The sequence below is a fragment of the Streptomyces sp. NPDC031445 genome, assembly GCF_055581365.1.
In genome coordinates, this window is the sequence record NZ_JBVIJO010000010.1 from 45587 (window position 1) to 71800 (window position 26214).

At 70.3% G+C, this 26214-nt stretch carries 17 protein-coding genes and 1 pseudogene; 7 read left to right on the forward strand and 11 right to left on the reverse strand.

What is annotated here, in order from left to right; translation table 11 throughout:
* The first annotated feature begins 262 nt into the window (after nucleotides 1–262).
* Nucleotides 263–940, forward strand: coding sequence for an HdeD family acid-resistance protein (locus ACZ5DC_RS25085; RefSeq protein WP_468656193.1), 678 nt, complete (start codon nucleotides 263–265; stop codon nucleotides 938–940).
* Between the two features lie 86 nt (nucleotides 941–1026).
* On the opposite strand, the gene ACZ5DC_RS25090 is transcribed toward ACZ5DC_RS25085, so the two are convergent.
* From ACZ5DC_RS25090 to ACZ5DC_RS25100, 3 genes are all read right to left on the reverse strand, one after another.
* Nucleotides 1027–1434, reverse strand: a complete 408-nt coding sequence (locus tag ACZ5DC_RS25090) for a hypothetical protein (protein ID WP_468656195.1) — start codon at nucleotides 1432–1434, stop codon at nucleotides 1027–1029.
* A gap of 242 nt (nucleotides 1435–1676) precedes the next feature.
* A complete protein-coding gene (locus ACZ5DC_RS25095) occupies nucleotides 1677–2864 on the reverse strand; it encodes a PP2C family protein-serine/threonine phosphatase (RefSeq protein ID WP_468656197.1) in 1188 nt (395 codons plus the stop codon).
* 238 nt (nucleotides 2865–3102) lie between these two features.
* A complete protein-coding gene (locus tag ACZ5DC_RS25100) occupies nucleotides 3103–3681 on the reverse strand; it encodes a TetR/AcrR family transcriptional regulator (RefSeq protein WP_468656199.1) in 579 nt (192 codons plus the stop codon).
* 88 nt (nucleotides 3682–3769) lie between these two features.
* Here ACZ5DC_RS25100 and ACZ5DC_RS25105 point away from each other — a divergent pair, with 88 nt between their 5' ends.
* A complete protein-coding gene (locus tag ACZ5DC_RS25105; RefSeq protein ID WP_468656201.1) occupies nucleotides 3770–4738 on the forward strand; it encodes an NADP-dependent oxidoreductase in 969 nt (322 codons plus the stop codon).
* A gap of 393 nt (nucleotides 4739–5131) precedes the next feature.
* On the opposite strand, the gene ACZ5DC_RS25110 is transcribed toward ACZ5DC_RS25105, so the two are convergent.
* The 5 genes from ACZ5DC_RS25110 to ACZ5DC_RS25130 form a co-directional block, all read right to left on the reverse strand.
* Complete coding sequence (locus ACZ5DC_RS25110; RefSeq protein ID WP_468656203.1) at nucleotides 5132–5674, reverse strand: MOSC domain-containing protein; 543 nt, start codon at nucleotides 5672–5674, stop codon at nucleotides 5132–5134.
* Between the two features lie 489 nt (nucleotides 5675–6163).
* Complete coding sequence (locus ACZ5DC_RS25115; protein ID WP_468656205.1) at nucleotides 6164–6739, reverse strand: endonuclease domain-containing protein; 576 nt, start codon at nucleotides 6737–6739, stop codon at nucleotides 6164–6166.
* A 120-nt stretch (nucleotides 6740–6859) separates the two neighbouring features.
* Nucleotides 6860–8179 carry an epoxide hydrolase family protein gene (locus tag ACZ5DC_RS25120; RefSeq protein WP_468656207.1) on the reverse strand — a complete coding sequence of 440 codons (1320 nt, stop codon included), beginning with the start codon at nucleotides 8177–8179 and terminating at the stop codon, nucleotides 6860–6862.
* A 645-nt stretch (nucleotides 8180–8824) separates the two neighbouring features.
* A complete protein-coding gene (locus ACZ5DC_RS25125) occupies nucleotides 8825–11449 on the reverse strand; it encodes a PKD domain-containing protein (protein ID WP_468656209.1) in 2625 nt (874 codons plus the stop codon).
* Between the two features lie 706 nt (nucleotides 11450–12155).
* Nucleotides 12156–12647 (reverse strand): DUF3761 domain-containing protein, encoded by a 492-nt coding sequence (locus ACZ5DC_RS25130; RefSeq protein ID WP_468656211.1) that lies wholly within the window; start codon nucleotides 12645–12647, stop codon nucleotides 12156–12158.
* 337 nt (nucleotides 12648–12984) lie between these two features.
* Here ACZ5DC_RS25130 and ACZ5DC_RS25135 point away from each other — a divergent pair, with 337 nt between their 5' ends.
* Nucleotides 12985–16011, forward strand: a complete 3027-nt coding sequence (locus ACZ5DC_RS25135; protein ID WP_468656213.1) for an AfsR/SARP family transcriptional regulator — start codon at nucleotides 12985–12987, stop codon at nucleotides 16009–16011.
* A gap of 109 nt (nucleotides 16012–16120) precedes the next feature.
* Here ACZ5DC_RS25135 and ACZ5DC_RS25140 read toward each other — a convergent pair whose 3' ends face one another.
* Together ACZ5DC_RS25140 and ACZ5DC_RS25145 are read right to left on the reverse strand one after the other, a co-directional pair.
* Entirely contained in the window at nucleotides 16121–16252 is a 132-nt protein-coding gene (locus ACZ5DC_RS25140) for a hypothetical protein (protein WP_468656215.1), read from the reverse strand.
* Nucleotides 16253–16715: 463 nt separating this feature from the next.
* On the reverse strand, nucleotides 16716–18425 hold the full coding sequence (locus ACZ5DC_RS25145) for a WD40 repeat domain-containing protein (RefSeq protein ID WP_468656217.1): 1710 nt from the start codon (nucleotides 18423–18425) through the stop codon (nucleotides 16716–16718).
* Nucleotides 18426–19133: 708 nt separating this feature from the next.
* On the opposite strand from ACZ5DC_RS25145, the gene ACZ5DC_RS25150 reads away from it, so the two are divergent.
* The 3 genes from ACZ5DC_RS25150 to ACZ5DC_RS25160 all read left to right on the forward strand — a co-directional run bounded on the left by ACZ5DC_RS25150 (nucleotide 19134) and on the right by ACZ5DC_RS25160 (nucleotide 23035).
* A complete protein-coding gene (locus tag ACZ5DC_RS25150) occupies nucleotides 19134–21050 on the forward strand; it encodes a WD40 repeat domain-containing protein (RefSeq protein ID WP_468656219.1) in 1917 nt (638 codons plus the stop codon).
* Complete coding sequence (locus ACZ5DC_RS25155) at nucleotides 21047–22297, forward strand: MFS transporter (protein WP_468656221.1); 1251 nt, start codon at nucleotides 21047–21049, stop codon at nucleotides 22295–22297. Before ACZ5DC_RS25150 ends, ACZ5DC_RS25155 begins: the two co-directional genes overlap by 4 nt.
* Before the next feature lie 138 nt (nucleotides 22298–22435).
* On the forward strand, nucleotides 22436–23035 hold the full coding sequence (locus ACZ5DC_RS25160) for a GTP cyclohydrolase II (protein WP_468656693.1): 600 nt from the start codon (nucleotides 22436–22438) through the stop codon (nucleotides 23033–23035).
* A gap of 19 nt (nucleotides 23036–23054) precedes the next feature.
* Here the strand turns inward: ACZ5DC_RS25160 and ACZ5DC_RS25165 are convergent, their stop codons facing one another.
* Nucleotides 23055–23651, reverse strand: coding sequence for an NADPH-dependent FMN reductase (locus ACZ5DC_RS25165; protein ID WP_468656223.1), 597 nt, complete (start codon nucleotides 23649–23651; stop codon nucleotides 23055–23057).
* Nucleotides 23652–23937: 286 nt separating this feature from the next.
* On the opposite strand from ACZ5DC_RS25165, the pseudogene ACZ5DC_RS25170 reads away from it, so the two are divergent.
* Nucleotides 23938–26200 (forward strand): annotated as a pseudogene (locus tag ACZ5DC_RS25170) (peptidoglycan recognition protein family protein).
* The last annotated feature ends 14 nt before the right edge of the window (nucleotides 26201–26214 follow it).

Genomic DNA, 26214 nt, shown 5'->3' on the forward strand with positions numbered 1-26214 from the left:
CCGTGGCCGCCCACACCGGCTGAGCGGGTACGCCCACAGCCCCACCCCTTGCGGCGCCGGGGCATGCCCTCGGCTTCTCCGGCCCACCGCACGAACGCTCGGTCGCCGCGGCGCGCTGGGGCTACCTCACCGTCATCGCCCCCCATTCGCAGATGCCGGCGTCCACTTACCCCGCCCCCTCCCACCGAGCGACACGAAGTCGAGCAGGTCACGATGGACATGTAATGAAGTGACCACCTGCTCACAGAAGGAGGCAGGTGCCATGACACCTCCTTCGGATCCTTCCGGTCATGTCCCCCCACGCGGGACCGAACCACAGGAGGGCACCCTGGCCGAAGGCATGACCGCCCTGGCGAACATGGGCTGGCAGATCCTGCTCACCCTGGGCCTCGCCACCATCGCCCTGGGCGTCATCGCCCTGGTCTGGCCCGGTGAGACGCTCCGCGTCGTCGGCGTGCTCTTCGGCGTCTATCTGCTGGCCACCGGTGTCTTCCAACTCGCCGGTGCCTTCGGCGCCCACGTCCCCCGGCACCTTCGCGTACTGCACTTCATCACCGGCGCGGCCTCCATTCTGCTCGGCCTGGTCTGCTTCCGGGGCCCCCTGGAGTCGGTCTTCCTGCTCGCCCTGTGGATCGGCTTCGGCTGGCTGCTGCGGGGCACCTTGGAGACGGTCGCCGCGGCCTCCGATCAGACCATGCCGGCCCGCGGCTGGCACGTGGCCTTCGGCATCATCGGCACGATGGCCGGCATCGTCATGATCGTCATGCCCTTCGCCTCGATCGCGACACTCGCCCTGGTGGTGGGCGTCATGGCCATCGTCGTCGGCCTGACCGAGGTGGTCCGCGCGATCAGGACACGCGTCGAGATCGGTCACCTCGCCGGCGGTACGACCGCCCAGCGGCGCAGCCTGTTCCACGCACGTCCGCACCCCCAGCACTGATCGGTCCGAAACCGGGCAGCGGCCCGGAACGGGGCCGTGCCCCCCGACGGTGGAGGGCACGGCCCCGCCCTGTTCGGCGCGTGGCCTTACCGCACGGTCACGGTGACCGTCGAGGAGTGGGTCTTGCCGACCGTGACGCGGTAGTGCTGCGTGCCCTTGGCGGTGGGCCTGGTCGTCACGGCGTAGGAGTTGCCCTTCTTGACCACGGTGCTTGCCTTGAGCGTGGTCCACTTTCCGTTCGTCTCGTGCTGCAGCCTGACCGAGGCACCGACCGGGATGCCAGTGGTGCGTCCGGTGAACCGGACCTTCTGACCTGCCTTGACGGTGGTCGGGCTCGCGTGCACGGTGACCGACGCGGCGCGGTGGGTCATGCTCGGCGTCGGGGTCGGAGTGGGCGCGGCGGACACTGCGACCGAGCCGCCGGTGACCAGCGCGGAGGAAAGGGCGCAGACCGCCAGAGCGCGCGCACTGCGGCCGCGGAACTTGGTGCTCATGGGTTCTCCCGTTGGTGAGACGGACGAACGCCTCTGACGAGGCATGGGCTCCGTCACCTCACGGAGCGGAGCGGAGCCCTTACACAGGCTGCATCGGATCACCCGGCACGGCATCTTCGTACGTCACCGGAAGTAACCTCGCTGGGGACGTTGAATGATAGAGGCCAGGTCAGGGGGAACATACATCCGCGTCCTTTTTGCCCGGCCGTTGCTTTCCCGCGTTCGGTCCGCGCCCGGACTACTCAGCTCGGTGGCCGGGGGGACTCGGAACCGTGGCGGAGCCCGGACGGGAAAGCCTGTCCGAGGTGGTGCCGTGAGCACGGGTTGGTGGCGCGGCGGACGGCGATGAGGGCGATGTCGTCGCCGAGGCGTCCGCCGGTATGGGCGATGAGGTCACGCCTGAGGTGCTGGAGCAGCGCTTCGGGGTCGCTGCCGGCCCACCGTGCGACGCGGTCCGTGACCGGGTAGAAGGCGCCGCTGCGATCCCGCGCTTCGATGACACCGTCCGTGTAGAGCAGCAGCGTGTCCTCGGGGGCGAACGGCACCACATCCACCGGGTGATCTTCGGTGTCCGTCAGGCCGATGCCGAGTGGGGGTGCGGGATGCAGGTCCGGGGTGGTCACGGAGCCGTCCGCAGCGAGCCGGAGCGGCGCCAGATGGCCGCAACTGGTCAATCGTACGACGTGGTCGTCATCCGGAATCTCCAGCAGCAGGGCCGTGACGAAACGCTCCCCGGCTTCGTCCAGCGGCTCGAAGTCGGCGAGGTATCGAGCGACGCTCCTCTCTAGTGCGCCGGCCAGCTCCGGCAGGCCGGCGTGCTGGTGAGCGGCCTCCCGGAAGGCGCCGAGAACAAGGGCGGCCTCCCCGATCGCGGGCAGGCCCTTGCCCCGCACGTCACCGATCATCAGGCGGACCGCGCCCTCGGTGTGCGCGGTCGCGTACAGGTCACCGCCGATCTCGGCCTCGTCCTCGGCGGCCAGATAGAGACTGGCGAGCCGCAGGCTGCCCAGATGGTTCGGCAAGGGCCACAGCAAGACGCGCTGGGCGGCCTCGGCGACCGAGCGCACCTGCGCCAGCTGGCGGCTGCGCCGATCCCGCACCACACACATGACCACGATCAGGGTGACGAGCACGGACAGAGCGATGATCTGCACCATCACGCCCCGTGAGGCCAGCAACCCGGACCGCCAGCCGATGAACGTCTGGGCCGCCACGGCCAGGACTCCGACGCCGCCCGTCGTCCAGGGGCCCTCGAACCAAGCGGTGAGCGCGGGCGCGATCACGAGCAGGGGGCCGAGGACGATTTCGGCAGGGGTCACAGTGTCCGCGACCGTGATCAGGACAACGAGCACGAGCGGTATCAGCAGACCCGTGTGACGTGGCCGCCATATCCGCCCGAGCCCAGCAGGACGTCGCTTCCAGGAGTCCACAACCTCCACAGTGGACCGTCGGACAGTGATCTGCGAGCGCGGCCCAGGGCGGTGGGAACCTCCACGACGGCTCCCGACGCCGCCACCGCCACCACCGCCTGCGTCAGCAGCCCATCGACCGAGGAACGGCCTCCCGACCTCATAGGGTCTCCGTACCAACGCGCAGCCGCTCGCGAGCCGCCACCCGCCCACCTCTCACCGTCCTCGGCGAGCCGCGACCTGCCAGTCCTGCTGGTCCTCACGGGTGCCTCTGAGGTCGAAGGCCGTCCAGGAGGATGTCCAGGAGACGATCGGCTGTGACCGCGTGGCCGGACTGGTGCGCGACCGTGAGGATTCCGATCAGGCCGGCCGCGACCTCTTCGGCGGTGACGTCGGGCCGGAGGTCTCCGGCTGCGCGGCCCGCGTCGAGGATCGTCGCTATCGCGTTCAGGAGCTCGTCCCGGGTCTGGGCGTGGCCGACCGCGCCGGACTCGATCAGGGTCGGCAGGGTGTCGAGCATGCCGTTCTTCGTCGCGATCCAGTTGCCGAACAGGTCCATCCATCGTCGCATCGCGACGGCCGGGGCCTCCTTGGCGAGCAAGTCCCGGGCGCCGTTCGTGAGGCGGCCGACTTGGTCGCGGTAGACGGCCTCCACGAGGGACTCGCGCGTCGGGAAGTGGCGGTAGAGCGTCCCGATACCGACACCGGCCTCGCGGGCGATGGCGCGCAGGGACGTCTCGGCGTCGGGCGAGGCGAGCACGCGTGTCGCGACTTCAAGCAGCTGTTCGCGGTTGCGGACGGCGTCGGCCCGTGTTCCCCGCGGCTTGGAACTCGTCAAACGGATCACGCTCCGGTTATGTTGGATTCCATAAACGGAGCATAGTCCGTTTAAGGCGGCTCCACGAACACGAGGAAATGAGTAAGACGTGCAGCAACACGGCGACGCGCTTCGAGACGGCCCGAGCAGGGCTGTCGTGCTCGACTCGTTCGGCGGCCCGGAGGTCCTGGCCGTCAAGGATGTGCCTCGACCCAAGGCGGGCGACGGGCAGATTCGCGTCCGCGTGTCAGCAGCCGGGCTGAACCCGATGGACTGGATCATGACCGCCGACGCAGGGACCGCGGCACGGTTCGGCCTGAGCCTGCCCTGCGGGTTCGGCACCGACTACGCCGGAGTCGTGGACCAGGTCGGTTCCGGCGTGAGCGGCTTCGCGTTCGGTGACCGCGTTTACGGGGCGGCACTGTCCCGGGCGGTCGCCGACCACGTCGTCCTCGACGCGGACGGGAACATCGCCGGCGGCATCGCCCACCACACCCCGGACGGGGTCGACGACCGCACCGCCGCCACGCTCGCGATCGCGGGCAGCACCGCGTCCGCCGCCCTCGACGTACTTGACCTCGGTCCAGGCGACACGGTGCTGGTCGGCGGCGCGGGCGGCGGAGTCGGCGTGTTCGCGGTCCAGCTGGCACGGATTGCGGGCGCACGCGTCATCGGGACCGGCTCGCCGTCGTCAGCGGAGTACCTGCGAAGCCTCGGCGCCGAACCGGTCGCGTACGGCGAGGGCCTGGCCGGCAGAGTCCGCGATCTCGGTGCAGGCACCGTTACCGCCGCCCTGGACCTGCATGGAACGGACACGGTGCACGTCGCGCGCGAACTGGGAGTCCCGGACGACCGGATCTGCACCATCGCCGGCCAGGTCGACGGCGTTCCCGCCGCCAACGGCGCCAACGCCACGCCCGACGCTCTCGAGAACATCGCGCGCCTCGTCGCGGCGGACCGCCTGCGGGTACCCCTCGCGGCGACCTACCCCGTCGAGGACATCCGCGCGGCTGTCGAGCTCCAGGCGGCCCGACACGTCCGCGGCAAGGTCGTCATCGACCTCCGGCCCCAGCCCTGACAGCGCGCGCCGGGACGCACGGAGTGACCGTTTACGTTCCCTGCGGGCCATGTCTGCCGCGTAGCGGTGTGTCGCGGCCGGCACCAGCGCGGGTGCCGGGCCTGTCGAGCCGTACTGCCAAGTGGCCCGCGAGCCCCGGGACAGCGAAAGCGCGGCGCCTGTGGGCGAGTTCGCCCTGGGAAGCGGTATCGGAGCGGTTCCCCGCCGGAGGCGCCCGCGGCTCCCGGCCGGCCGAAGAGCACGCCGCCAACCTGCGCGCCCTCGACCTCGACAGCCTCAGGTGGCTGCGCATCGCGACGAAGCCGCGGACGCCGGCGGTCACCGGGCCCCGGGACTTCACACCTCAAGAACACGCGCGGCCGCCTTCACGTCTCGGCCCGCCCGGGAAACTGGTCAGACCCGCTTCAGGGGTCGATGCGGACCGCTGGGAAGCTCCACTTCGATCATGTCGCCAGGGCGCACTACGCCGCCTTCCCTCACGATGCTCATGATTCCGGCTTTGCGCACGATGTTCCCCGCCTCGTCGCGGCCGACGACCTGCTTCAGCAGCCCGTCCCGGAAGTTGTCGATCTGCAGGCAGGGATTGCGGAGGCCGGTGACTTCCAGGACGGCGGAGTCGCCGATGCGCAGCAATGTGCCGACCGGCAGACCGAGCAGATCGATGCCGCTCGTGGTGATGTTCTCGCCGAGTTCGCCGGGCGCCACCTTGAAGCCTTCTTCGCCGACCTCGGCGAAGAGTTCTTCATGAATGAGGTGGACCTGGCGCAGGTTCGGCTGGGTGGGATCCTGCGCGACGCGTGAGCGGTGCTTGACCGTCACACCGGCGTGAACGTCCCCCTCCACACCGAGACCAGTGAGCAGTCTGACGCTGTCCCGGTTCGGCTTGGTGAACGAGTACTCCCCGTTGCTGCTGACCGCCGTCACTCGCCCGCTCATACCCTGGAACCCCCTAGTCGGTAACCGTGCTCAGCCACGAGCCTAGCCTTCGCTCCTCAAGGCACAGCATCCACGATCCATCGCGGGTGAGGCGGTTCCCGACCTTCCGGCGCCGGTGGGGCAGCCGTCGCGAACGTCGTGGCGGTACTGGAGCTGGCGTAACCCTCACCGTATGGCGGTGATCAGGCCGCTTGCGACCGTCCGGCCGGGCGTCCGAACACGGCCGGTGGAGCAGCCGCGCGCGACACGCACGTACCTGATCCTGCAACCCCCAGCGGTCGCATCCCGACGTCACCCTGCGCGCCTACGCAGGCCGGCAGGCGCACAACGCCGACACACGCACTGCAGAGCCCTCGCCGCTCTCACGCCGAGCCGGCGTGTCCGCCCCTGCCGGCCCGGCGGGGCGGTGTTCACCGGCGGGGCAGTCCGGTCTGCGTTTGGTCGGCCGCGGAGCGGGAGGCGTACGTGTCTGCGCCACGTTTCGGAGCTTCAGAAGACCGCTGCGCCCGCGGTATGCACGCCACGGCGAGCGGCCTGTTCGGCCGCTTGCTCGTCGTGGATGAAGGCCCACGAGGTCGGCAGGTAGGTGTCGTCGCGTCCCCGGATCACTTTCGCCTCCTCGGACTTCGCCGGGGGGTTGCTGAGGTAGGCGTCGATCAGGGGGTTCCGCAGGCCGGCACCTCGGCGAAGGACGCGCTCGTGCCGCGGCAGCTCGTTGACATTGCAGCGTCGGCAGAGGATCCCGCGTACGCAGCGGCCACAGGACCGCCCCTGGGGGCAGCAGGCGTGGTCGTGATCGATGTGCCACGCCCGAGGCGCGGCATGAGGGATACCCCCATCGCACGGCTCCTCGTTGTCCCCGCAGAGGCCGCATGCGAAGCCCTGGGCGCGCCAGATGGCGTTGTACCGGGCGATCGAGAGCCCATACTTCTTGATCCCCCGCTGCATGCGACAGCACTTCGCGCACAGCCGGTCATTGACGAGTCGGATGACCCATTCCTCACACCAGGTGCAGAACTCGTCTTGCGGTTCGTACTCGGAGCTCAACCCCGCCATCCATGACATGGCGGGAGCCTAGAGCCAGGCACTGACAGTGACGGCCGAGCATGGTGCGCCACCACCGTGGAGGCTGCCCTGCTGGGCTGTACCGCCGGCGGCTCCCCCTGCCGCGGCCCCCCGCGCGGTCTACTTCCCCGCGCCATGCGCGCGGCGCAGCGTGCCGAAGGCCGCGCGGAGTTCCTTCGTGAAGATGTCCGGGACTTCCCACGCCGCGAAGTGGCCGCCGTTGCGGACCCGGTTGTAGTAGAAGAGATTGTGGTACGCGCGCGACGCCCAGCTTCTCGGTGCCTGGTAGATCTCGCCGGGGAACACAGTGATGGCGGCGGGGACCGATACCGAAACGGCGTTGAAGTTGTTGGCGTTGTTCTCCCAGTAGAGCCGCGAGGAAGAAGTCGCGGTGTTCGTCACCCAGTAGAGCGTGATGTCGTCGAGCATCTCGTCCTTGGTGAGCACGCGCTCCGGATGGCCGCCGCTGTACGTCCAGGCGGCGAACTTGTCGTACATCCAGGCGGCCAGGCCGACGGGGGAATCCGCCAGCCCGTATCCCTCGGTCTGCGGGCGGGTGACCATCATGGCCGAGTAGCCTGATCCGGTTTTGTAGAAGGTGGCCAGCTTGTCGTACGCCGCCTTCTCGTCCGGGCTCAGGCCGGCGGGTACCGGGTCGCCGCACGCCAGTTTCCTGGCGATGTCCGGCGGGACGGTCGCGGGGAAGTTGACGTGGATCCCGAGCAGTCCTGCCGGCCGCTGGACCGCCATCTTGTCCGAGATGACGGCACCCCAGTCGCCGCCCTGGGACACGTAGTGCTTGTAGCCCAGGCGCTCCATCAGCACGGCCCAGGCCCGGGCGATGCGGTCGGGATTCCACCCGGTGGTCGTCGGCCGTTCCGAGAAGCCGTAGCCGGGCATGGACGGTATGACGAGATGGAAGGCGTCCTCGGCGCGGCCGCCGTGGGCGGTGGGGTTGCTGAGCGGGCCGATGACCTTCAGGAACTCCAGGACGGATCCGGGCCAGCCATGGGTCAGGATCATCGGGAGCGCGTCCGGGTGACGGGAGCGAACGTGGATGAAGTGTATGTCCAGCCCGTCGATCTCCGTCTTGTACTGCGGCAGCGAGTTGAGTTTCTCCTCGACCTTTCGCCAGTTGTAGGTGGTTTCCCAATAGCCGGCGAGTTCCTTGACGGTGGCCAGTTGGACGCCCTGGGACTGATCGCGGACCGTTTCCCGGTCGGGCCACCGTGTCGCCGCGATGCGGCGCCGCAGCTCGGTGAGTTCTCGCTCCGGGATGTCCACCCGGAACGGCCGGATGGCTTGCCGCTCGCTCGCCGCGGCCGGTTTTCCGGACAGGTCCCAGGACCGCAGGCCGACGACACCTGTCGCTGACGCGGCCAAGGCGGCTGAAGTGGAGAGGAACTTCCTGCGAGAGGGCGCACGGAGAGCCTCGGGCATGATGTCTCCTCGGGGTGGTCTCAATCGCTGAAAGGGGCATCCGCGGCACTCTCACGGCATCGAATCGCTCGTCCGTGAGGAAAGTGGTGCGGCGCGCCCGTGATTGCTGCGCGTATGAGCATTCGGGACGGTTCTGCAGTCGCTTGGCTCGTGAATGTCCGGGTGGGTACATTACTGAAAGTAACGGTACATAACTGTTCGTGAGTGTGCAACTCGAATGGATGAGAGCAAGGAGTGCCAGGAGGAATGCGATCGCTGGTCGAGCGGGGCGGGCGGTGGCGGGATCAGCGGCAGGTGCTCGACGCGATCGCGTTCAAGACCGCACCGGGGACGCCGTGGATGGATCTGCTCGAACACTTCGGTTCGTGGAAGGGCGCCCACTGCCGACTGCGGATGTGGGCGGCCTGCCGCAGGCGTGCCGAAGTGGGCGCCGTGGGGGGACGGCGGGCGCGTGCCGGGCGCGAGCCAGGGGAACAGCAGTCCGGCGTCGAGGTGGTTGACGGCTTCCAGCGTCGTGGCGTCGACGCCGGTGTCGAGACCGTTGGCGAAGGTGGGCGTGAAAGGCCAGTCGCTGCGGAAGAGCATCTCGGATGCCCCGGAGAACTCCGGGGCGTCCGAGGCCGGACTCGACGGCTTGCCGTGCGGTCAGCCCACGGTGTTGAGGCCGTAGTCACCGAGGAGGTCGATGTCGACGTCGACGGCGGTGGAGCCGGCGTTGTAGAGGTCGATCTCGCTGTTCGCGCCCACCTTGACCAGCGCGGCGCCGGCCGCGGGGTGTCCGCTGGTGTAGTCGGCCGAATGCACGTCGGGTCGGGTGGTGCCGTCGGCGTAGGCGACGAGGTAGCCGCTGCCGGTCGGCGAGGGCACCGTGAGATTGAGGTCGACCGCGCGCACCGCGCTCGCCGGTACCCCGTGGGCGCCGGTGACCTTGAGCCTGAGCGTGGCGTGCGCGCCGAGCTTCGCGGTCCTCCCGCCGGTTCCCGTACGGGTGTTCAGGATCCGGACCGGACTGACCGGCTGGAACGTCGTCCCGCTCGCGGTGGGGCCGTACCAGCCGACCACGTCCGCGACGAGGTGCGCCGAGGACTTGCTGTTGTTGCGGAGTACGACCTTGCCGTTGATCAGCGGAACCATGGGGACGACCATCTGGGCGCCGGCGGTCTGCCCCGTGGTCCAGTACGGGCCGCTCACACCGGAGTTGATGGAGCCGGCGGGGGAGGCGGTGAGGCTGCCGGAGCCCTTGGTGGCGGTCGCCACCACGTTGAGCACCACGGCGTTCGCGTCGGCCGGGACGCCGTGGGCGCCCGAGACGGTCAGGGTGACCGAGTGGCCGCCGGCGACCGCCCCGGTGTGGCCGCCGGCGGCGCCGCGGGTGTCGAGCAGACGGATCGGCGTGGCCGGGTGGTAGGTGCGGCCGAACTGCGCGTGCGACTGGAGGCCGAGCGTGGCGACATTGACGGTCACCGGGCCGGAGCTGCCGTTGTAGAGGTCGATCGCACCGGTGGGAGTCACCTTCACCGTCGCCTCGTTGGAGACCGTCCGGCCGGGCTCGAAGCCGACGGTGGAGGTGCCCGGCCTGGTGGTGCCGTGGGTGTAGAGGGTGAGGGTGCCCTTCGCCTTGGCTCCGCTGGTGACGACTTGCAGGCGCGCTGCGTCGACGCCCTCGGAGTCGGCGTGCACGGTGGCCGCGGAGAGCTTCAGTACGCCGTGGGCGGGGATCGTCCTCTCGGCGTCGTACTGCGCGGTGATGGGCAGGAAGGCGTCCGCGGCGTGCACGGTCACCTTGGCGGTGGTGGTGCGGCCGAGCAGGTCGGTCTGGGTCAGCGTGGCGGTGTACGAGCCCGCCGCCGGATACTGGTGCTCGATCTTCTGGGGTCCGTCGGCCAGGCTCTCATGGTCACCGTCACCGAACGTCAGGACCCGGGAGGCGACTTCCCACGCGTCCGCCGGTTGCGCGACGGTGAACAACGCGTCCCCGGCGTCCACCTGCCCGTCGGCAGTGGTGACCAGGGCGCCGGAAAGCGAGGCGGCCGGTGGTGTGGCCGTACCCGCGTCGACGGCGGCGAACCGGACGGTGCGGCTCGACCCGCCGGCGTCGGTCACCGTGACGGCCGGGGCATACACGCCCGGAGTGGTGTAGGCGTGCGTGATCGGGCCGCCCGGTGCCTGGGTGACCGGAGCGCCGCCGTCCCCGAAGTCGACCGAGTACGTCGCGATCGACTTCCCCCACGAAGTGGTGGCGTCGTCGGTCCTCACCGAGGTGACGAACGGCGCGACGCCCCGTGACGGCGACGGCATGTCGTCGCCGGGGACGGTGATGGAGTCCTGCCGTTCGAAGGCGCCCCGGTCGGGGCGGGCCGTCGGGCCGCTGCCGGCGCCGGTGTCGTCGACGAGGGGGTCGTCGACCCGCGGGGAGCCGTCGACGTCGGCGGTGAGCTCACCCGGAGCGTCGGCGTCGGCGGAGTCGATGAGCGCGGAGTGCTCGGGCGGCGCCGCTGCGGTGGACACGTTGAGCCCGTCGATGTCGTGCGCGCCCTGACCGGTCGCGTCGTGCAGCGACACGGCGGTGGTGTAGGGGGTGCCGGCCCACGCGTACTCGGGCCGCGGCCGGGCGGAGGTACCGACACCGTTCGCCGCCACGTTGTAGTCGCCGGTGACCTGGTCAGCGGATGCCGCGGACACGGAGTAGAGCGGAGCCGCGGGCGCGGGGCAACTGTCGGTCTGCCTCGCTGCGACAGAGGCGACCACGTTGTTCTCCACGGTCCCCCGGCTCGCGCCTTCCAGCGAGATCCCGGTGGCGCACGGAGCGATGACCGTGTTGCTCGTCACGGCGGCGCCGGACGTCCCCGTCAGCACGATCCCGCCCCGCCGCGGATCGGTCACCACGTTGGTGGTCACGGTGACCCGCGAGGCTCCCGACTGCGCCTGCACGCCGTAGGCGTACCCGTGCGGGACCCGGTTGCGCGACACGGTCACGTCCGAGGAGGCGCCGTCCACGCTGACCGCGGTACCGGTGCCGCCGGCCGACGGCACCGGACGACGGAACGACAACCGGTCGAGGGTGACGCTCGTGGAGCCCGTCACCGCTACCGCGTCCGCGCTCGCGTAGCCGATTCCCAGCGACTGGATACGCACGTCGTGCACCGCTTCGAGCGTCAGCGCCGGTGCCGATCCCTTCGGCGTGAGCACCGCCGGTGAGACGCCGGGGACGAGGGCGGCCCCGGTGAACGTGATGGGAGCGTCCTTGGTGCCGGACCGGGTCAGGGTCACGGACTCGACGTAGGGAAGGCCGTCCGGCGACTCGAGACGAACCGTCTGCCCCGGTGCCACCGCGTCCGCCGCTGCCTGCACCGTGCAAAAGGGCATGCCCGCCGAGCCCGTCGCCGTGTCGCTGCACGCCCCGTCGTGATTCACGTACAGCGTCCCGGCCGGGCTCGGCTCAGCCGCCGCATCACTGGTTCCCCAGCCGCTCACCACCCCCGCGACGACGAGAACGGCCACGGACACACCAGACGCGGGGCGAGGTCTTCGCATATGAGCTCCAGGGAAGGATCAGCGGTGCGGATGACGGCACCGGGGCCGGATGCGCGGGTCGTCGACCCACCGCTCGTGAGGCGATGACGTGGTGGGAGCAAGCCGCTGGTCGCAGGCCCGACCTGCCGGTCCCGGACGGTTCGGCTCAGGAGCTATGCGCGGCCCTCATGATCTCAGCCACACCCTAAAGGAACGGCCACGATCCGGCCTTGCCTTGCTCAAGTCGCCAGGTGTCGCGGCGAGTTGCACGCCAAGCCGCCAATGCGGCCAAGCTGCGGTGGCCCCTGTTCGTACCGCATACCGGGATCGCCTGCGATGTGCCGCCGGAACTCGGGGGTGCCCTTGCCGGGGGCCGTCACTGTGGCTCGGGTTGCGGGTCAGGGGCTGTGCGTCGGCGTCTGGCCGACAGCGCGTTCTGCCGCACTCGCCCTCAAGCGCCGCATTACCTGTAGAAGACGGCTACGCCTCCATGGTGCGAGCAGGCGCCCTGGTGGTGTGCGGCGTAGGAGTACGTCCCGTCATTGCAGAGAGCGGTGGCGCCGTTCCCGGCCCCTACGGAGCCACCCGAGGAGCTGGAGCTGCCGCCTCCGGAAGAACCGCCCGACGAACTGCCGCTGCTCCCGGAGCCCGCCGCGGCCGCGTGCGCGGTGACCGTCACCTTCACCTTGACCGTCTTGGTCTCGGTCACTGTCGGCGCGGGTTCCGGCGTCGAAGTTTCCGTGGCTGTGGCAGTCGCGGTGACCGTGGCCGTGGCGGTCGGCCGCACCTTGTCGGCCGCCGGCTTGGCGTCGCTGCCGCTGTTCTGGTCGCCGGCGCCTGCGCCGATGCCGAGGAAGAAGGCCAGGCCGATCGTGGGCAGTACGTACCGCTTGCGTGCCCACTTCGGGGCAATCCGGGCGGGCGGCTGCTGGGACGTGCCGTACGGGTTGGTCATGTGTCCCCCCAGGACGTGTCAGTAGCGCAGACGTTAGCGCCGGTTGTGATTCCTGGTGCGTCGATGGCGTGTACGTGTCACCCATTTGTGACGTCTCGGCCCCCCGCAACACCGTTCAAGCACGGCACCAGCTCGCGCACGGGCGGCGACCCCGCGTCGTACGGAAACCCGGGGCGGCGCCGCCCGCGCCACACCGTGGCTTCGCGGTGCCGCCACCTCCCCGTCGCGGTGGCATGTGAGGGCGACGATGCAGATGTTGGGTTTGAGAAGCAAACCAGGTGAACATACATTGACTGGGCTGCCGCAAGTCGACGCGACCCAGGGAGGACCGCGACACGTGCATTTCAACCTCCTGGGCCCTCTGGAAGTATGGGAGGGCGAACGGCGTTTACGGATCGGGGGACCGATCAACGAACGTGTGCTGACGATGCTCCTGCTGGAGGCCGGCCGTGTGGTTCCGGTGGTGAGGCTGGTGGAAGCAGTGTGGGACGAGGAGCCCCCGCCGACGGCGGTGCACCAGATCCGCAAGGCTGTCGGAGAGCTGCGACGCCGCCTGCCGTCGGGACGCGCGTTGATCGTGACCGAACCGCCCGGCTACCGGGCCCTGGTCGACGACTGCCAACTCGACCTGCGCTTGTTCGACACTAGGGTACGCCGCGCACAGGAGGCCCACTCGGAAGGACTGCTTGACAACGCTGTCATCCACCTGAAGGCGGCGTTGGCGCTGTGGCGCGGACCCATGTTCGCCGGCGCCGGCGGAGCGTTGGTCGAGGCCACGGCGACGGCCTGGGAAGAGCGATACCTGTCGGCCGTGGAGAGCAGCTACGAACTCCGGCTGGAAGCCGGTGAGGCCGGCGAGTTGGTCGGTGAGCTGCGCGAGCTGGTGGACCTGCATCCCTTCAGGGAAAGCCTGCGCCGCCATCTGATGCTCGCCCTGTACCGGTCCGGCAGACAAGTGGAGGCGCTGGACGAGTACGGTCGGCTGCGGACACTGCTGGCAGAGGAACTGGGCATCGACCCCGGGCCCCGGCTGTCGGAACTCCGCGACGCGATCCTGCGCGGTGACACCGAGCTGAACGGCCCGCCGCCGCCCGCCCCCGTCCTGACGCAGCCGCCCTCCACCGTGGCCGGGACCGTCCCCTGCACACTGCCCTGCGACCTGGCGGACTTCACCGGACGGCAGAAGGAGGTGGCCGTGCTCACGTCCGCCGTGCCCGCGTCCGTGGAGGAGACGCCCGGCCCCCACATGCTCGTCGTCGACGGTATGGGCGGCAGTGGCAAGACGGCGTTGGTCGTACACGTGGCACACCGGCTGGCCAAGGACCACCCCGACGGACAGCTCTACCTCGACCTGCGCGGCTTCACACCGGGAGAGGAACCGCTGTCCGCCGGATCCGCGCTGAATGTGCTCCTGCGGGCCGTGGGTGTGCCCGGTGAGGCGATACCCGAGGACACCCTCAGCCGTATCGGCCTGTGGAGGGTCACCACGGCCCGGCGCCGCCTGCTGCTGGTGCTGGACAACGCGGTCGACGCGGCTCAGGTGCGTCCGTTGCTGCCGGCGTCCGCGGGAGGCGTGGTCCTGATCGCCAGCCGGGTACGTCTGCCTGAGCTCGAAGGGGCTGAGGGGCTTTCGCTGGGCCTGCTGTCGGAGGACGACAGCGCCGAGCTGATGCGCCGGATCGTGGGCACCGAGCGAGTGGCCGCCGAACCCGAAGCCGCCGCCGACCTCATCCGTCTGTGCGGGCGGCTCCCGCTGGCCCTGCGCGTCTGCGGGGCACGTTTGCGCAAGCGGCCCCACTGGTCCCTGCGGCATCTGGCTCACCGCCTGGGCGACGGCTTACGCATCATCGGCGAGCTGGAATCCGGCGACCGGAGCGTCGCCACGGCGCTGCGGATGTCGTACGAAGCCATGAAGGCCGAATACCGGGACGACTTCCTGCTGTTGAGCGTGTACCCGGGGACGGATTTCAATGTGCCGGCCGCGGCCGCGCTGCTGCAGAGCGACCCGGATGGTGCGGAGCGGGCGCTGGAGCACCTGCTGGACGTACATCTGCTCCAGCAGTTCGAGTGGGGGCGTTACTCCTTCCACGACTTGGTGCGCAGTTTCGCGCGGACGTTGCCGGCCGACGCCGCGCGGCAGGCGGCGGCGGCGCGGCGCCTGGTCGCGTTCATCCTGGCCGATGTGGAACGGGCCTGCGACGCGCTGTACCCCGGTCGTGTCCGGTACGGGTTCGTGCCGGGCACCGACCAAGGCTCGGTGTCGTCTCGATTCACCGGTCCCGAGGAGGCGTTGGCGTGGTTCGCCCGGGAGTGGCGCAACGCGGTGGCCGTCGTCCACCTGGCTCTGCAACACGGGCTGAGCCGTCACGCCGCGTGCATAGCTCGCAGCATATGTTTCTACCTGCACGCGCAGAGCTACCTTGCGGACTTCGAGGCGACCGCACGGCTGGCGGTGGATGCCGCCCGACAGGACGGCGACCCGGAACTGCTCTGTGTTTCCCTGATCAATCTCGCGGTCGCGCAATGGCAGCGTGACGGGTTCCAAGAGGGCATCGCCTCGTCGGAGGAGGCCCTGGCGATCTCGGTCCAGCTCGACGACCGTCGTGCCGAGGCGGCCTGTCTGAGCCGGCTCGGCGTGCTGAGCACGAGCGTGGGGCGCCTGGACGAAGCGATCGACTACCTCACCCGTGCCGCCGCGGCGCACCGCGAGCTGGGCCTGGTCCGCGAGGAGGCCCAGTCCCTCGCCAACCTCTGTTTCGCCGCCGAGAGTCAGGGACGCCACGCAGACGCGGTGGACGCCGGCCGGCGGGCGGAGCGGTCCGCGCGGGCCGTCGGAGATGCCGGCATCGAGGTCACCGCGCTCGGCAATCTGGCCCTGGCCCATTTGGGGGTCGGGCAGGCCGACGAGGCGATGCGCTGCCTGAGACGCGCCCGGCGGTTGTGCGAGCCGCTGCGCACCCCGGCCCTGACGGCCCTGGTCCTGTCCAACCTCGCGGAAGTCGCCGTACGGACCGGTGAACCGGACGTGGCGCGCGACCACGCCACGGCCGCGGTGGAGGCCGCGCGCGGCAACGGCTCCAGGGCGAGGCTGGCCACCGCCGAGAACGTGCTGGGCCGTGTACGTCTGGCCGGTGGCGAGTACGAACACGCGCTGGCTCACCACCGGTCGGCTCTTCAGTACGCGACGGCGATCGAGCTACGCATGGAGATCGCCCGGGCGCACAAGGGCATGGGCGAGGCGCTACGGGCCCTGGGGCTGCCGGAGGCCGCCGCGCGGCACGACCGGATCGCTGCCGAGCACTGCACGGCCATGGGTATGAGCCCGGAACCCCTCGTGCTGGGTCAGCCGCGACCGGCGAGCTGAACGCCCGTCCGGGTGAGAAGGAGCCGGACCGTCATCGGCCCCCGCGGGGGCGCCGGCTGTGCGCCGCACCCCCGACGGAATCCGCGTGCCACCGCGGGCCGGAATGACGTCAACGTGTCGGGCCGACATCGGTGGCCAGCACAGAGCCGTGAGACACGTGCGCGTACGGGGCGCCGGAGCCCACCCAGCCCACCACCAGCACGGCGACCGCTGCCACTGCCGTACGTACGAACCACCGCATGTGGCGTTACCTCCTGCTGTTCGTCGGGACCGCACCAGTATCACGTGTGCGCGATACCGGCGGTATCCCGTGTCGGTCCCGTCCGGCTGCCGAAGCCTGGCCCGCGCGGCTGTGTCCCGGGCGGCCACGACGACTCGCGCAATGCCGGATTCCCGTACCAACCGGGCGCACGGGAGCGGGCCGGAGCGCGGCGGGTGCACGGCTCCAGCGAGGAGTCCGCGTGGCACCGCGCGGTGCCGGGCCGTGTCGAGGCCGCGCAGCGCCGCTTCCACGGCGTGCACCCGGCGGTCAGCCGGTCCTGGTCGATCCGGTCGTGAAGGACGGCGGCAGGCCCGCGGCCCGGTCGTCCAGTTGGTCGGGGTCGGTCCCCGCCGTCACGGTGCTCATCCCGTCCCGCCTTCCTCCGCCCGGTCTTCCCGGGCCCGGCCCGGTCGCCTGTTCGTCCCGTCGCTCGGCGCCGCCATCAGGCAGCCGGCTCGCCGGCCGGCTCCACCGGGTAGACCCCGCCGTCGTAGGACGAGGCGAGGAACCTGGCACGACTCGCGTCGTAGTGCAGGCTCGAGATGCCCGCGGTCGTGGGCCGTGCCACGAGGGGCCAGCTACCGGTGGCCGTGTCGTAGACGGCCACCGACCCGGAGTAGGAGCCGGTCGCCACCAGCCGGCCGTCGGGCGAGGCCGCCACGCACTTGACGGAGTGGTCGTGCGGTGTCGGCACCGCGTGGCTGGTCGGGCCGTCCCAGATGCGCAGTGTCAGATCCCTGCTCACGCTGGCGAACCTGCCGCCGGGCAGCCCGGCGCAGCCATTGACGATCTTGGTGTGGGCGCCGTCGGCCCGGCCCGTCTCGGTGAGGGTCCGCAGGGAGAACCAGGACACCGACGCGTCCGCGCACACCGCGAACAGCGTGTCACCGGACACGGCCACGCCCTTCACCGCGTTCGTGTGCAGGGGCAGCGTGGCGACGTGCTCGATGTCGCGACCCGCGCCGGCCGAGAACACCAGACCCTCGCCGGTGTAGGCGCCGACCACGACGTGCGGCACACCGTCGCGTGTGAACGCGGCGGCGCAGTTCAGCGGTGAACGGTGCTGGTGCAGGACGCGTCCGTCCCGGGCGTCGAAGATCTGGCCGAGCTGGCCGCCGGTGAGTATCCGGTCGCCGACCTCGACCAGGAAATTGCACAGACTGCCGGTGGACGCCTGCTGCCGTCCGTCCACCCACACCACTCCGGCGTCACCGGTCGTCCACTCGGTGGCGTCGGCAGCGGTGAGCACCGCGTTGACGCAGGCGGTGGGTTCCACACCGGCCAGGTCCCATGCCCCGTCCGTGATCCGGTAGACGGCGTAGGAGGACCCGAACGTGCCGAAGACGAGCGTGGAGTCGTCCAGGAAGGCGCACGAACGGGCCCATACCTCCGGCGGGAACTCGGCGGTGTGGACCGGCCGCGGCCCGGCCACCGGGTCCGAGGCGTCCCAGACCCGCAGGGTACGGTCGTAGCTGAGGCTGACCAGGGACTCGGTGGGGGCGTTGTAGACCAGCCGCTTGATACCGGCCCGGTGCGCGGGAGTCGTGCCCGTGTGGCCGTCGGCGATGGTGATGATCTCGCCCTCGTCGTTGCCCGCGTACACGGTGCCCGAGCGGGTGATGGCGATGGTGTCGGTCTCCACGCCCCCGAGGTCGACCTCTCGGACCTGGCCACCGGTCGCGAGCGACCACTGCTTGACCGTGCCGTCGTCGCTGGAGGTGAGCAGCTCGGCCGAGTCGCCGAGCCAGGCGACGGAGATGACGTCGGCGGTGTGGCCCTCGAACCGGGTGACCAGCCGGCCGCCGAAGTCGTAGACACGGACGACGTGGTCGCGGGAGGCGGTGGCCACCAGCTCGCGGGCGGGATGGAAGACGGACATCTCCACGTCGTCCTTCTGGTCGCTCAGCACTGCCTGCAACTTGAGGTCCGGCACCGACCAGAGCCGGGCGGTGTAGTCGCTCGACGAGGTCAGCAACAGGGTGCCGTCAGGGCTGAACGTCACCTGGTTGGCCAGGTGATCGTGGACTGCCCGGGCCAGGGGCTCGCGTCGTTTCGCGTCCCACAGGACGACCTGGTTGTCGTAACCGGCGGTGGCCACGAGAGAGCCGCCGAAGGCCGCGATTCCGCTGATGGGCCCATGATGGCGTATCACGCTGACTCCTCCACTCCGAGGTTTGCCGGCCGGGTCACCGCGGCCGAAGTGGCACACGCTCGATCGCTTGCCTGCGTCCGTCTCGTCGGCCGCCGGGATGGCGCGAGCGAGCCGAAGGGCGCGGTCGTGAGCGATCCTTTCCGTTCGGCCAAGAGTGCCGGACCCGGATCCTCGCCCGTTACCGGTCCGCCGCACGGCGGTATTCGCGCTGGTGGACCGGCGGTTGGCCGGGTCGCGTTCCCTGGCCGGGAGTCGCCGGGGCACCCGAATCACTGCCCGGCACCCCCGCTGACCAGCCAGGATTCCCGGCGAGGAGGGGCGGGACCCGGCCAGGACCCGATCGGGATGCGGGCTGCGCATGCTGTAGTCACCCGACACGGCAGGAAGGGGGTGTGTCAGATGACTCTCGTGCGTCGTGCGTCCCGCCCCAACGTCTGACCAGGCCAGGTGCGTCAAGTGCTACGGCAATGCGGAGAGGGGGTGTGTCAGATGACTCTCGTCCGTCGTGCGTCCCGCCCCAACGTGTGAGCCCGTGAAGGCCGCGTTAGGCGTGTGAGGGAGTCCGCGGCATGACTCCCACACGCCCTGCTCGCCCGGGGGGTGCGGACTGCCCCCCGGGCGGAGCCCGGGAAGACCGCGGGCCGGCCGTCGGCCCGCCATCGCCGCGGTTCGGCCTACCAGCCGTCACCACACAGAATGAGGTTTCCCATGGGTATCCGAGAGAGGATCACGCGGATCGTCTGCGACGACGATCGCGGCATCCTGGCGGCCGACGTCAGGGGCGGCCTGCACTGGCTCGACTCCGAGCTGAACGTCCTGTCCTCCTCCCCGGACTCGGCAACCGCCCAGGCGACCGCCGCGCATCCCATCTACGGAGTGAAGATCGTCGGCGACTGGATCATCACGCGCGACAAGGTCGGCAACATCGCCCGCTGGGACGCCGACTCGCTGCGGCTGCTCGACCGCCTGGACGCCAGGGCCACAGCCGACCGGTCACTGCTCATGGAGGGCGAGCAGCCCTCCCTGACCATGCTGCGCGGCATCGGTGTGTGGAACGGCAAGGTGTACGTCGACAACGGTTACTACCAGCTGGTCGTCCTGGACCTGGAGACCTTCACCGTCGAGCGCATCGTGATCTGGCCGCACGGCTACGACATGCTGGAGTGGTTCTGCACCGACGCGCCCGGTGTGCACGCGGTCGGCGACCGCAACGGCCGCATCCAGATCGGCGATCTGGAGACGCTCTCCTTCCCGACCGTGGTGACGGTCGACAGCTCCAACATCCACCGGCTCGTCTACGACGGGCGCCACAACCGTTTCTGGGCGACCCTGGACGGCGGCATCGGCGACGACCTGCTGATCGCCAACGGCGTCCTGACCATGTCGCTGGACGGCACGGTGGGGGAGCGCATGCTGTACGCCCGCAACGACGTCGAGGCTCTCGCGTTCTCGCCCGACTTCACCAAGGCGTACGTCGGAGGCTTCGACGGCGAGTTGATGATCTTCGACAACCGTGAGCCGGAGCTGCGCGTGCTCCACCGCATCGGCGGCTTCAGCCACCAGCTCATCGACATCACCGTGGACCGCGAGGGACAGGTGTACGTCCTGACCCAGGACGGCGACGTCACGGTCTGCACACCGGACGGCGAGTTCGTGCGGCGCCTGGGCTTCGCGCGGCACAGCGTCTGGGAGCTGCAACCGGTGCCCGGCGACGAACGGGCCCTCGTCGCGGCGACCGACCACGGCACCTGCCTGGTGCGCCTGGTCGACCCCGCTCCGGGCCACCCGGCCCTGATACCGGGCGACACCTACACGAGCGGTCTGGGCTTCACCCGTCGGCTCGTCCAGGCCGACGACGGGTGGGCCGGCGTCTTCTGGCCCAAGACCGTGCGCCGCGTCGCGGGTGACGGCAGGACGATGTGGGAGCGGGAACTGCCGGGCATCGTCCACACCCTCGCCCTCTCGCCGGACAGCCGACGGCTGCTCGTCGCCTGCAACGCGGGAGGGTTCGAGTTCGACGCCGGCACCGGCGAGCAGCTCGCCGTGCTCGACGGCCTGCCCACCAGCGCCTGGGTCTGCGGCTACCTGGACGACGGCCGCCGACTCCTCGGAGCCCGCAACGGCCGGCTGGCCGCCTACGACGCGGACGGCGCCGAGGACTGGGCGGTCGACCTCGGGCACTACCCGAAGCGCCTGACCGTTCACGGCGACATGGTGCGGGTGACCGGGGGCGTGGGAGTCAAGGAGTACCTGGTCGGACAGGACAAGGAGTCCCGTCAGTTCATAGAGCTGCTGGACAACACGGCCGAGAGCGCGGTCCTGATCGACAACACCCTCTGCGTGGTCACCTACGGCTTCCAACTGGCCGCCTACGACTACGAGACGGGGGCCATCCTGGCTCTGAACGAGGACCTGCCGGACTTCGCCAAAGGCGTGGCCGCCCTGCGCGGCAGCACCGGCGAGCCCTACATCGTCGTCGGAGGCCGCGGCGGGTACCTGCGACTGTTCCGGCTCGACCGCGAGGCGGCGCCCGACCGGGTGCTCACTCCGCTGCGAGACCTGTGGCTGCCGGGGACGACGGCGGACTACCCCTCGTTGGCCGATGCCGGAAAGACATCACTGTGAGCGTTGCCGGCGGAGTGCCCAGGAGCGCCCCGGCCCGGACGGACCAGCGGGAGAGCGAACCGTCCCCCTTCCGCGACCGCGACTTCCTGATCTTCGCGGCCGGAAACGTCGTCAACAACCTGGGAGAGGCACTGTACGCCGTGGCATTGCCTCTCCTCGCGTACCACCGCACCGGCTCGCTCGGCGTGATGACCCTGCTGGCCGCCGCGGTGCCCGCGGCGGGGTTGTTGTCGCCCGCGTTCGGGCAGGTGGCCGATCGCAGGGGCGTGCGGGAACTCGTCGTCTACGGTCTTCTCCTCCAGGCCGGCGCCGCGACGGGGATGAACCTCCTGCTGCTGCGGCACGGTCCCGCCACATGGTCGCTCTTCCTGAGCGCCTTCCTGGTGGCGGTCGGAGGCGCGGCCTACCGCACGGGCTGGATCACCGGGGTCGCGACGACCTTCCCCGCCAGCCCGGTCCGGGCCCGGGGCACCCTGAACAGCATGTACCTCGCGACGACGATGGCGGGACCCGTCATCGCCGCCGCCCTGCTCCCGCATCTCGGGTACCCGGGCCTGCTCTGGCTGAACCTCCCCACGTTCTTCGTGCCGTTGGCCGTATGGGCTCTCGGGGTGCACCCGCCCGCGGTCGTACCCTGCGGGGACCGGCAGCGGATGTGGGAGCAGTGGCGCCCCGCCCTGCACGCGATCTTCGGCGATCCGAGGATGCGGACCCTCCTCGTGGTGCAACTCGTGACCGACATCGCCTGCGGGGCCGGCCTCACCTCCTTGCTCCTGTACCACCTCGCGCACGGGTGGCGGCTCGACGGTGAATCGGTCGGCCTCGTCATCGCGGCCGTGAACTTCAGCGGTCTGGTGGGCAACCTGTTCGTCTCGCAGCGCCGGGTGTTCAGGGCCTGGCGGTGGCTGACGACGGGACTGGCGCTGCGCGCCGCGACCCTGGCGCTGCTGGCCGTTCCCATGTGGCCCCTGTTCCTGTGCGCACTGCTCCTGGGGCAGTTCGGGGGTGGCATGGTGACCGCCGCCGTCGTCATGGGGCGCGTCAAATTCCTCCCGCCCGAGGTACTGGGCCGGGCGTCCGGAGTGCTGTGGCTGCTCGCCGGCGGGGCGGGCCTGCTTTCGTCCACCACGGTCCTGCTGGTCGACGACGCCCTGGGCCTGCTGCCGACCTTCCTCGTGCTGGGGGCGGCAGCCTCCATCGGGGTGTGGTGCCTGCTGCGCACCCGTCCCGCGTGGAGCGGAAGTTGAGGAAAGAACCGAAGAGAGCGGAGGCCACTAGTGCGTCAGCACGACTTCCTGGACGAGGTCCACGGACATCACCCGCAGTACGACGCGTATCCGGTCGCCCCTGGCGAATCCGCGACCGCCGTTCCCGGGCGGGCACGGATCCGGCGAAGCGTCCAGGTACCCCTCAACCGCGGTACGGACAAGCCCACCGTGGCCACCATGGTGACCTTCGACGGTCTTTCGGACGGGCATGAGCACCTCGCCCTGCTGCTGGGCCCCGAGACCCCGGAGATCCCGCTCGTGCGGGTGCACTCGGAGTGCCTCACCGGAGATGTGTTCGGCTCCGCCCGCTGCGACTGCGGTCCGCAACTCGGCGAGGCGCTGCGGATGATCGAGACGGCGGGGGGTGTGCTGCTGTACCTGAGGCAGGAAGGCCGCGGCATCGGCCTGTACAACAAACTCGACGCCTACCAACTGCAGGACCGGGGCCTGGACACCTACGAGGCCAACCGGGCCCTGGGGCTGGCGGACGACCTGCGGAACTACGCGGTCGCGGAACAGATGCTCCAGGCCCTCGGATACACGGAGATCGACCTGCTCACCAACAACCCCGACAAGCGCGAGCAGTTGAGAAGGCACGGCATACGTGTGCGGAACACCATCCCTACCAGTGCCTTCGCGACTCCCTACAACGTCGGTTACCTGCGCGCCAAGGTGACGCACACCGCGCACACCATTCGGCTGGACGAACCGGCGTGACTCCGGTGGCCGGTCCCGGTCAGAACACCGGCGTCACACGGAGGCCGTCATGCGCGGGGCCGGTCGTGTGCCGACGGCCGGCCCACACCGCGTCGGTGAACTCGCCGAGCAGGGCGAGTGCCGAGGGATCGGTGAACCCCGCCCTGGTGCGGGTCATCCCTTCGGCGTTGCCGAGTGCCACCGGCGGATGGTCGATGAGCACCGCCCCCGAGCGCTCCAGATTGATCCGCAGCCCCGGCTGCGCGTCCGCCGCGCCACGCGGGCCGGGGGAGGCGCTCAGCAGCGCCGTCGGCGTCCCGGTCAGTGCGCTGTCGCCCCAGGGGCGGGACAACCAGTCCAGCGCGTTCTTCAGCACACCGGGCGCGCCTCCGTTGTACGACGGAGTGCTGATCACCACGGCCTCCGCGTTCGCGACCAGCCGCCGTGCGCGTGCGACCGGCTGCGGCCCCTCTCCCACGTCGAGGTCCTGGTCGTAGTAGGGCAGTGACCGCAGGTCCAGCAGCACCGTGTCCGGCTGCGGCTCCCGCCGGAGCAACAGGGTCCGGACCGTGGCGATGGCGACACCGTTCACCGAGTCGCGCCGCAGACTTCCGGAGATGAGCACTATCGCGGTCACATCGTCTCCCTACCACCGTGATGAGTACGCTCGTTGGTTCCCGCCTTGCGCCCACAGCCTCACCCACGCCACTCCCGGCAGGGTCCTGGTGCATTACCGCGGCGTATCCAGCTGTGATGCGCGTCACGGCTGTCCGTTTGCCTGTGACGTTTGCGGGCCGGCGCCCGCTGAGAGAACGGGTCATCCGTGTGACGGGTGTGCCGATCTTCTTTCTTCTGCGGCCGTTGCCGGCCTTCTGTGGGGTGGATACGTCGTGAGCAGTCGTACGTCGCATGCGTACAGACCGCTGAGCTTCAGGCGACGGGCGTGGCTGACGCTCGGTGCTGTGGTGCTGGGCGGGGGAGGGATCGTGACCTATGCGGTCGCCAGCCCGTCCGGGGGTCCGGGCGCCGAGCGTGCCAAACGACCGGCGAAGGTCTACGACCTGTCGCTGGCCGGGAGTTCGCAGGACAGACGGGAGCTCACGCGCGAGGACACCGAGGAGTTCTCCCTGCTCGGCGTCTCGTGGACGGGTGCCGCCAAGCGGCTGGGGGGGCACGGTGCGGGTGCGTACCCATGGCCTCGGAACCGGCGACTGGAGTGCCTGGCGGAACCTCGAAGTGAACGTCGACCCGCTGGAGAAGCCGGGCCCGCGCGTGCGTGGCGCCTCGGAGCCGTTGTGGGTCGGCCCCTCGAACGCCGTGCAGGTGCAGGTCGTCCGCGAGAACGGCCACGTCGGCAGGCTGCCCGGTGGACTCGAGGTCAACCTGGTCGACCCGGGTGTGGTGTCGACCGCCGAGCCGGCCGGATTCGCCGTCCCCGCTGAGACTCCGGACCCCAGCGGCAGCGCGCCGGCCGACCCCGCGACGCCCACCGGATCGCCCACGCCGAGCGACAGCGTCCCCGCCGCGCCGACGGACGGCCAGACCGCCACGTCTCCCGCGCCGGCCGAGACCACGTCCGAGCCCGGCCCCACCGAGTCGGTTTCCTCGTCGCCATCAACGAGCACTTCCGCGAGCCCTTCGGCCACCACGCCGTCCGCTCCGCCTTCGACCGTGCCGCGGCCGCCGATCGTCGCGCGTGCCGGCTGGGGCGCGGACGAGTCGATCAGCCCGGAAGCGCCCGAGTACAACGACGACGTCAAGGCCGTGTTCGTCCACCACACCGACGGGGCGAACGACTACTCCTGTGCCGATTCGGCATCGGTCGTGCGGAGCATCTACGCGTACCACGTGCAGGTCAGCGGCTGGAAGGACATCGGCTACAACTTCCTCGTCGACAAGTGCGGCACCCTCTTCGAGGGGCGCAAGGGCGGGGTCGACCTGCCGGTGTTCGGCGCCCACACCTACGGCTGGAACCGGGAGTCCACCGCTGTCGCGGTGCTCGGTGACTACACCACCACCAGCGCCTCCAACGCCGCACTGGCCTCGATCGCCCGCCTCGCGGCCTGGAAGCTCGGCCAGTACGGCGCCCAGCCCACCGGCACGGCCCAGCTGACCGCCGGTGCCACCCAGAAGAACCTCTCCGGCACCAGCTTCACCGCCGGCAGCACCTACACGTTCCAGCGGATCTCCGGTCACCGCGACGGCTACAACACCGAGTGCCCCGGGGGCCTGCTCTACGACCAGCTGCCGACCATCCGCACCTGGGCGGCCGGCCCGGTCCAGGGGCTGAAGGTCACCTCGGTGAGCGGCGCGACCCCTTCCGGCTCGACGTACTACACCCAGGGCGCCCTCACCGCGAAGTGGACGGCCTCCACACCGGCTTCGCTGATCTCGAAGTTCGAGCTGCTGGTCGACGGCAAGCCCGTCGCCACGACGTCCGGCGCTGCCACCTCCGCCACCACCACCCTGGCCGTGGGCAGCCACAGCGTCGCCGTCCGGGCCGTGCACCAGTCCGGCAAGTCGACGACCAGCGCCGCACTGACCGTCGTCGCGGAGACGACGGCTCCGACGTTCACCACCACGCCGAAGCTGTCCCTGCGGACCGGTACCGTCGACACCACCGCCGTCCCGGTCGCCCTCGGCTGGAAGGCCACCGACGACAAGGCCCTGCGTCACGTGAAGCTGCTGTCCCCCACGACCGGCACCTTCACCCCCGCCACGACCGGCTACAACACGACCGCCAAGTCCGGCACCGCCACCACCTGGTCGATGCGTGCCTACGACTACGCCGGCAACTACCGGACGTCCTCCCCCGCGTACACCCCGATGATCCTCCAGGAGAGCTCCGCCACCAGGTCCGGCACCTGGAGCACCCGCTCCTCCACCAGCTACCTCGGCGGCAAGTCGTACTCCAGCGCCTCCAAGGGGGCCGCCCTCACCTGGACCTTCACCGGCCGCTCGGTCGCCTGGGTGGTCTCCCGGGCCTCCAGCTCCGGCCAGGCCTACGTCTACGTCGACGGCACCAAGGTCTCCACCGTCGACCTGAAGTCCTCCACGACGTCGTACCGGCAGGCGATCTGGACCAAGAGCTGGTCCAGCAGCGGCAAGCACACAGTCAAGATCGTCGTCGTGGGCACCAGCGGCCGTCCCACCGTCACCACCGACGGCCTCGTCCACATCAAGTAACCCGCCACCCGCGG

Coding starts and splice junctions, on each gene's coding strand:
- ACZ5DC_RS25130 (WP_468656211.1), bottom strand. CDS start 12,647: ATGACCAACCCGTACGGCACGTCCCAGCAGCCGCCCGCCCGGATTGCC.
- ACZ5DC_RS25140 (WP_468656215.1), bottom strand. CDS start 16,252: ATGCGGTGGTTCGTACGTACGGCAGTGGCAGCGGTCGCCGTGCTGGTG.
- ACZ5DC_RS25085 (WP_468656193.1), top strand. CDS start 263: ATGACACCTCCTTCGGATCCTTCCGGTCATGTCCCCCCACGCGGGACC.
- ACZ5DC_RS25110 (WP_468656203.1), bottom strand. CDS start 5,674: ATGAGCGGGCGAGTGACGGCGGTCAGCAGCAACGGGGAGTACTCGTTC.
- ACZ5DC_RS25150 (WP_468656219.1), top strand. CDS start 19,134: ATGGGTATCCGAGAGAGGATCACGCGGATCGTCTGCGACGACGATCGC.
- ACZ5DC_RS25120 (WP_468656207.1), bottom strand. CDS start 8,179: ATGCCCGAGGCTCTCCGTGCGCCCTCTCGCAGGAAGTTCCTCTCCACT.
- ACZ5DC_RS25115 (WP_468656205.1), bottom strand. CDS start 6,739: ATGTCATGGATGGCGGGGTTGAGCTCCGAGTACGAACCGCAAGACGAG.
- ACZ5DC_RS25090 (WP_468656195.1), bottom strand. CDS start 1,434: ATGAGCACCAAGTTCCGCGGCCGCAGTGCGCGCGCTCTGGCGGTCTGC.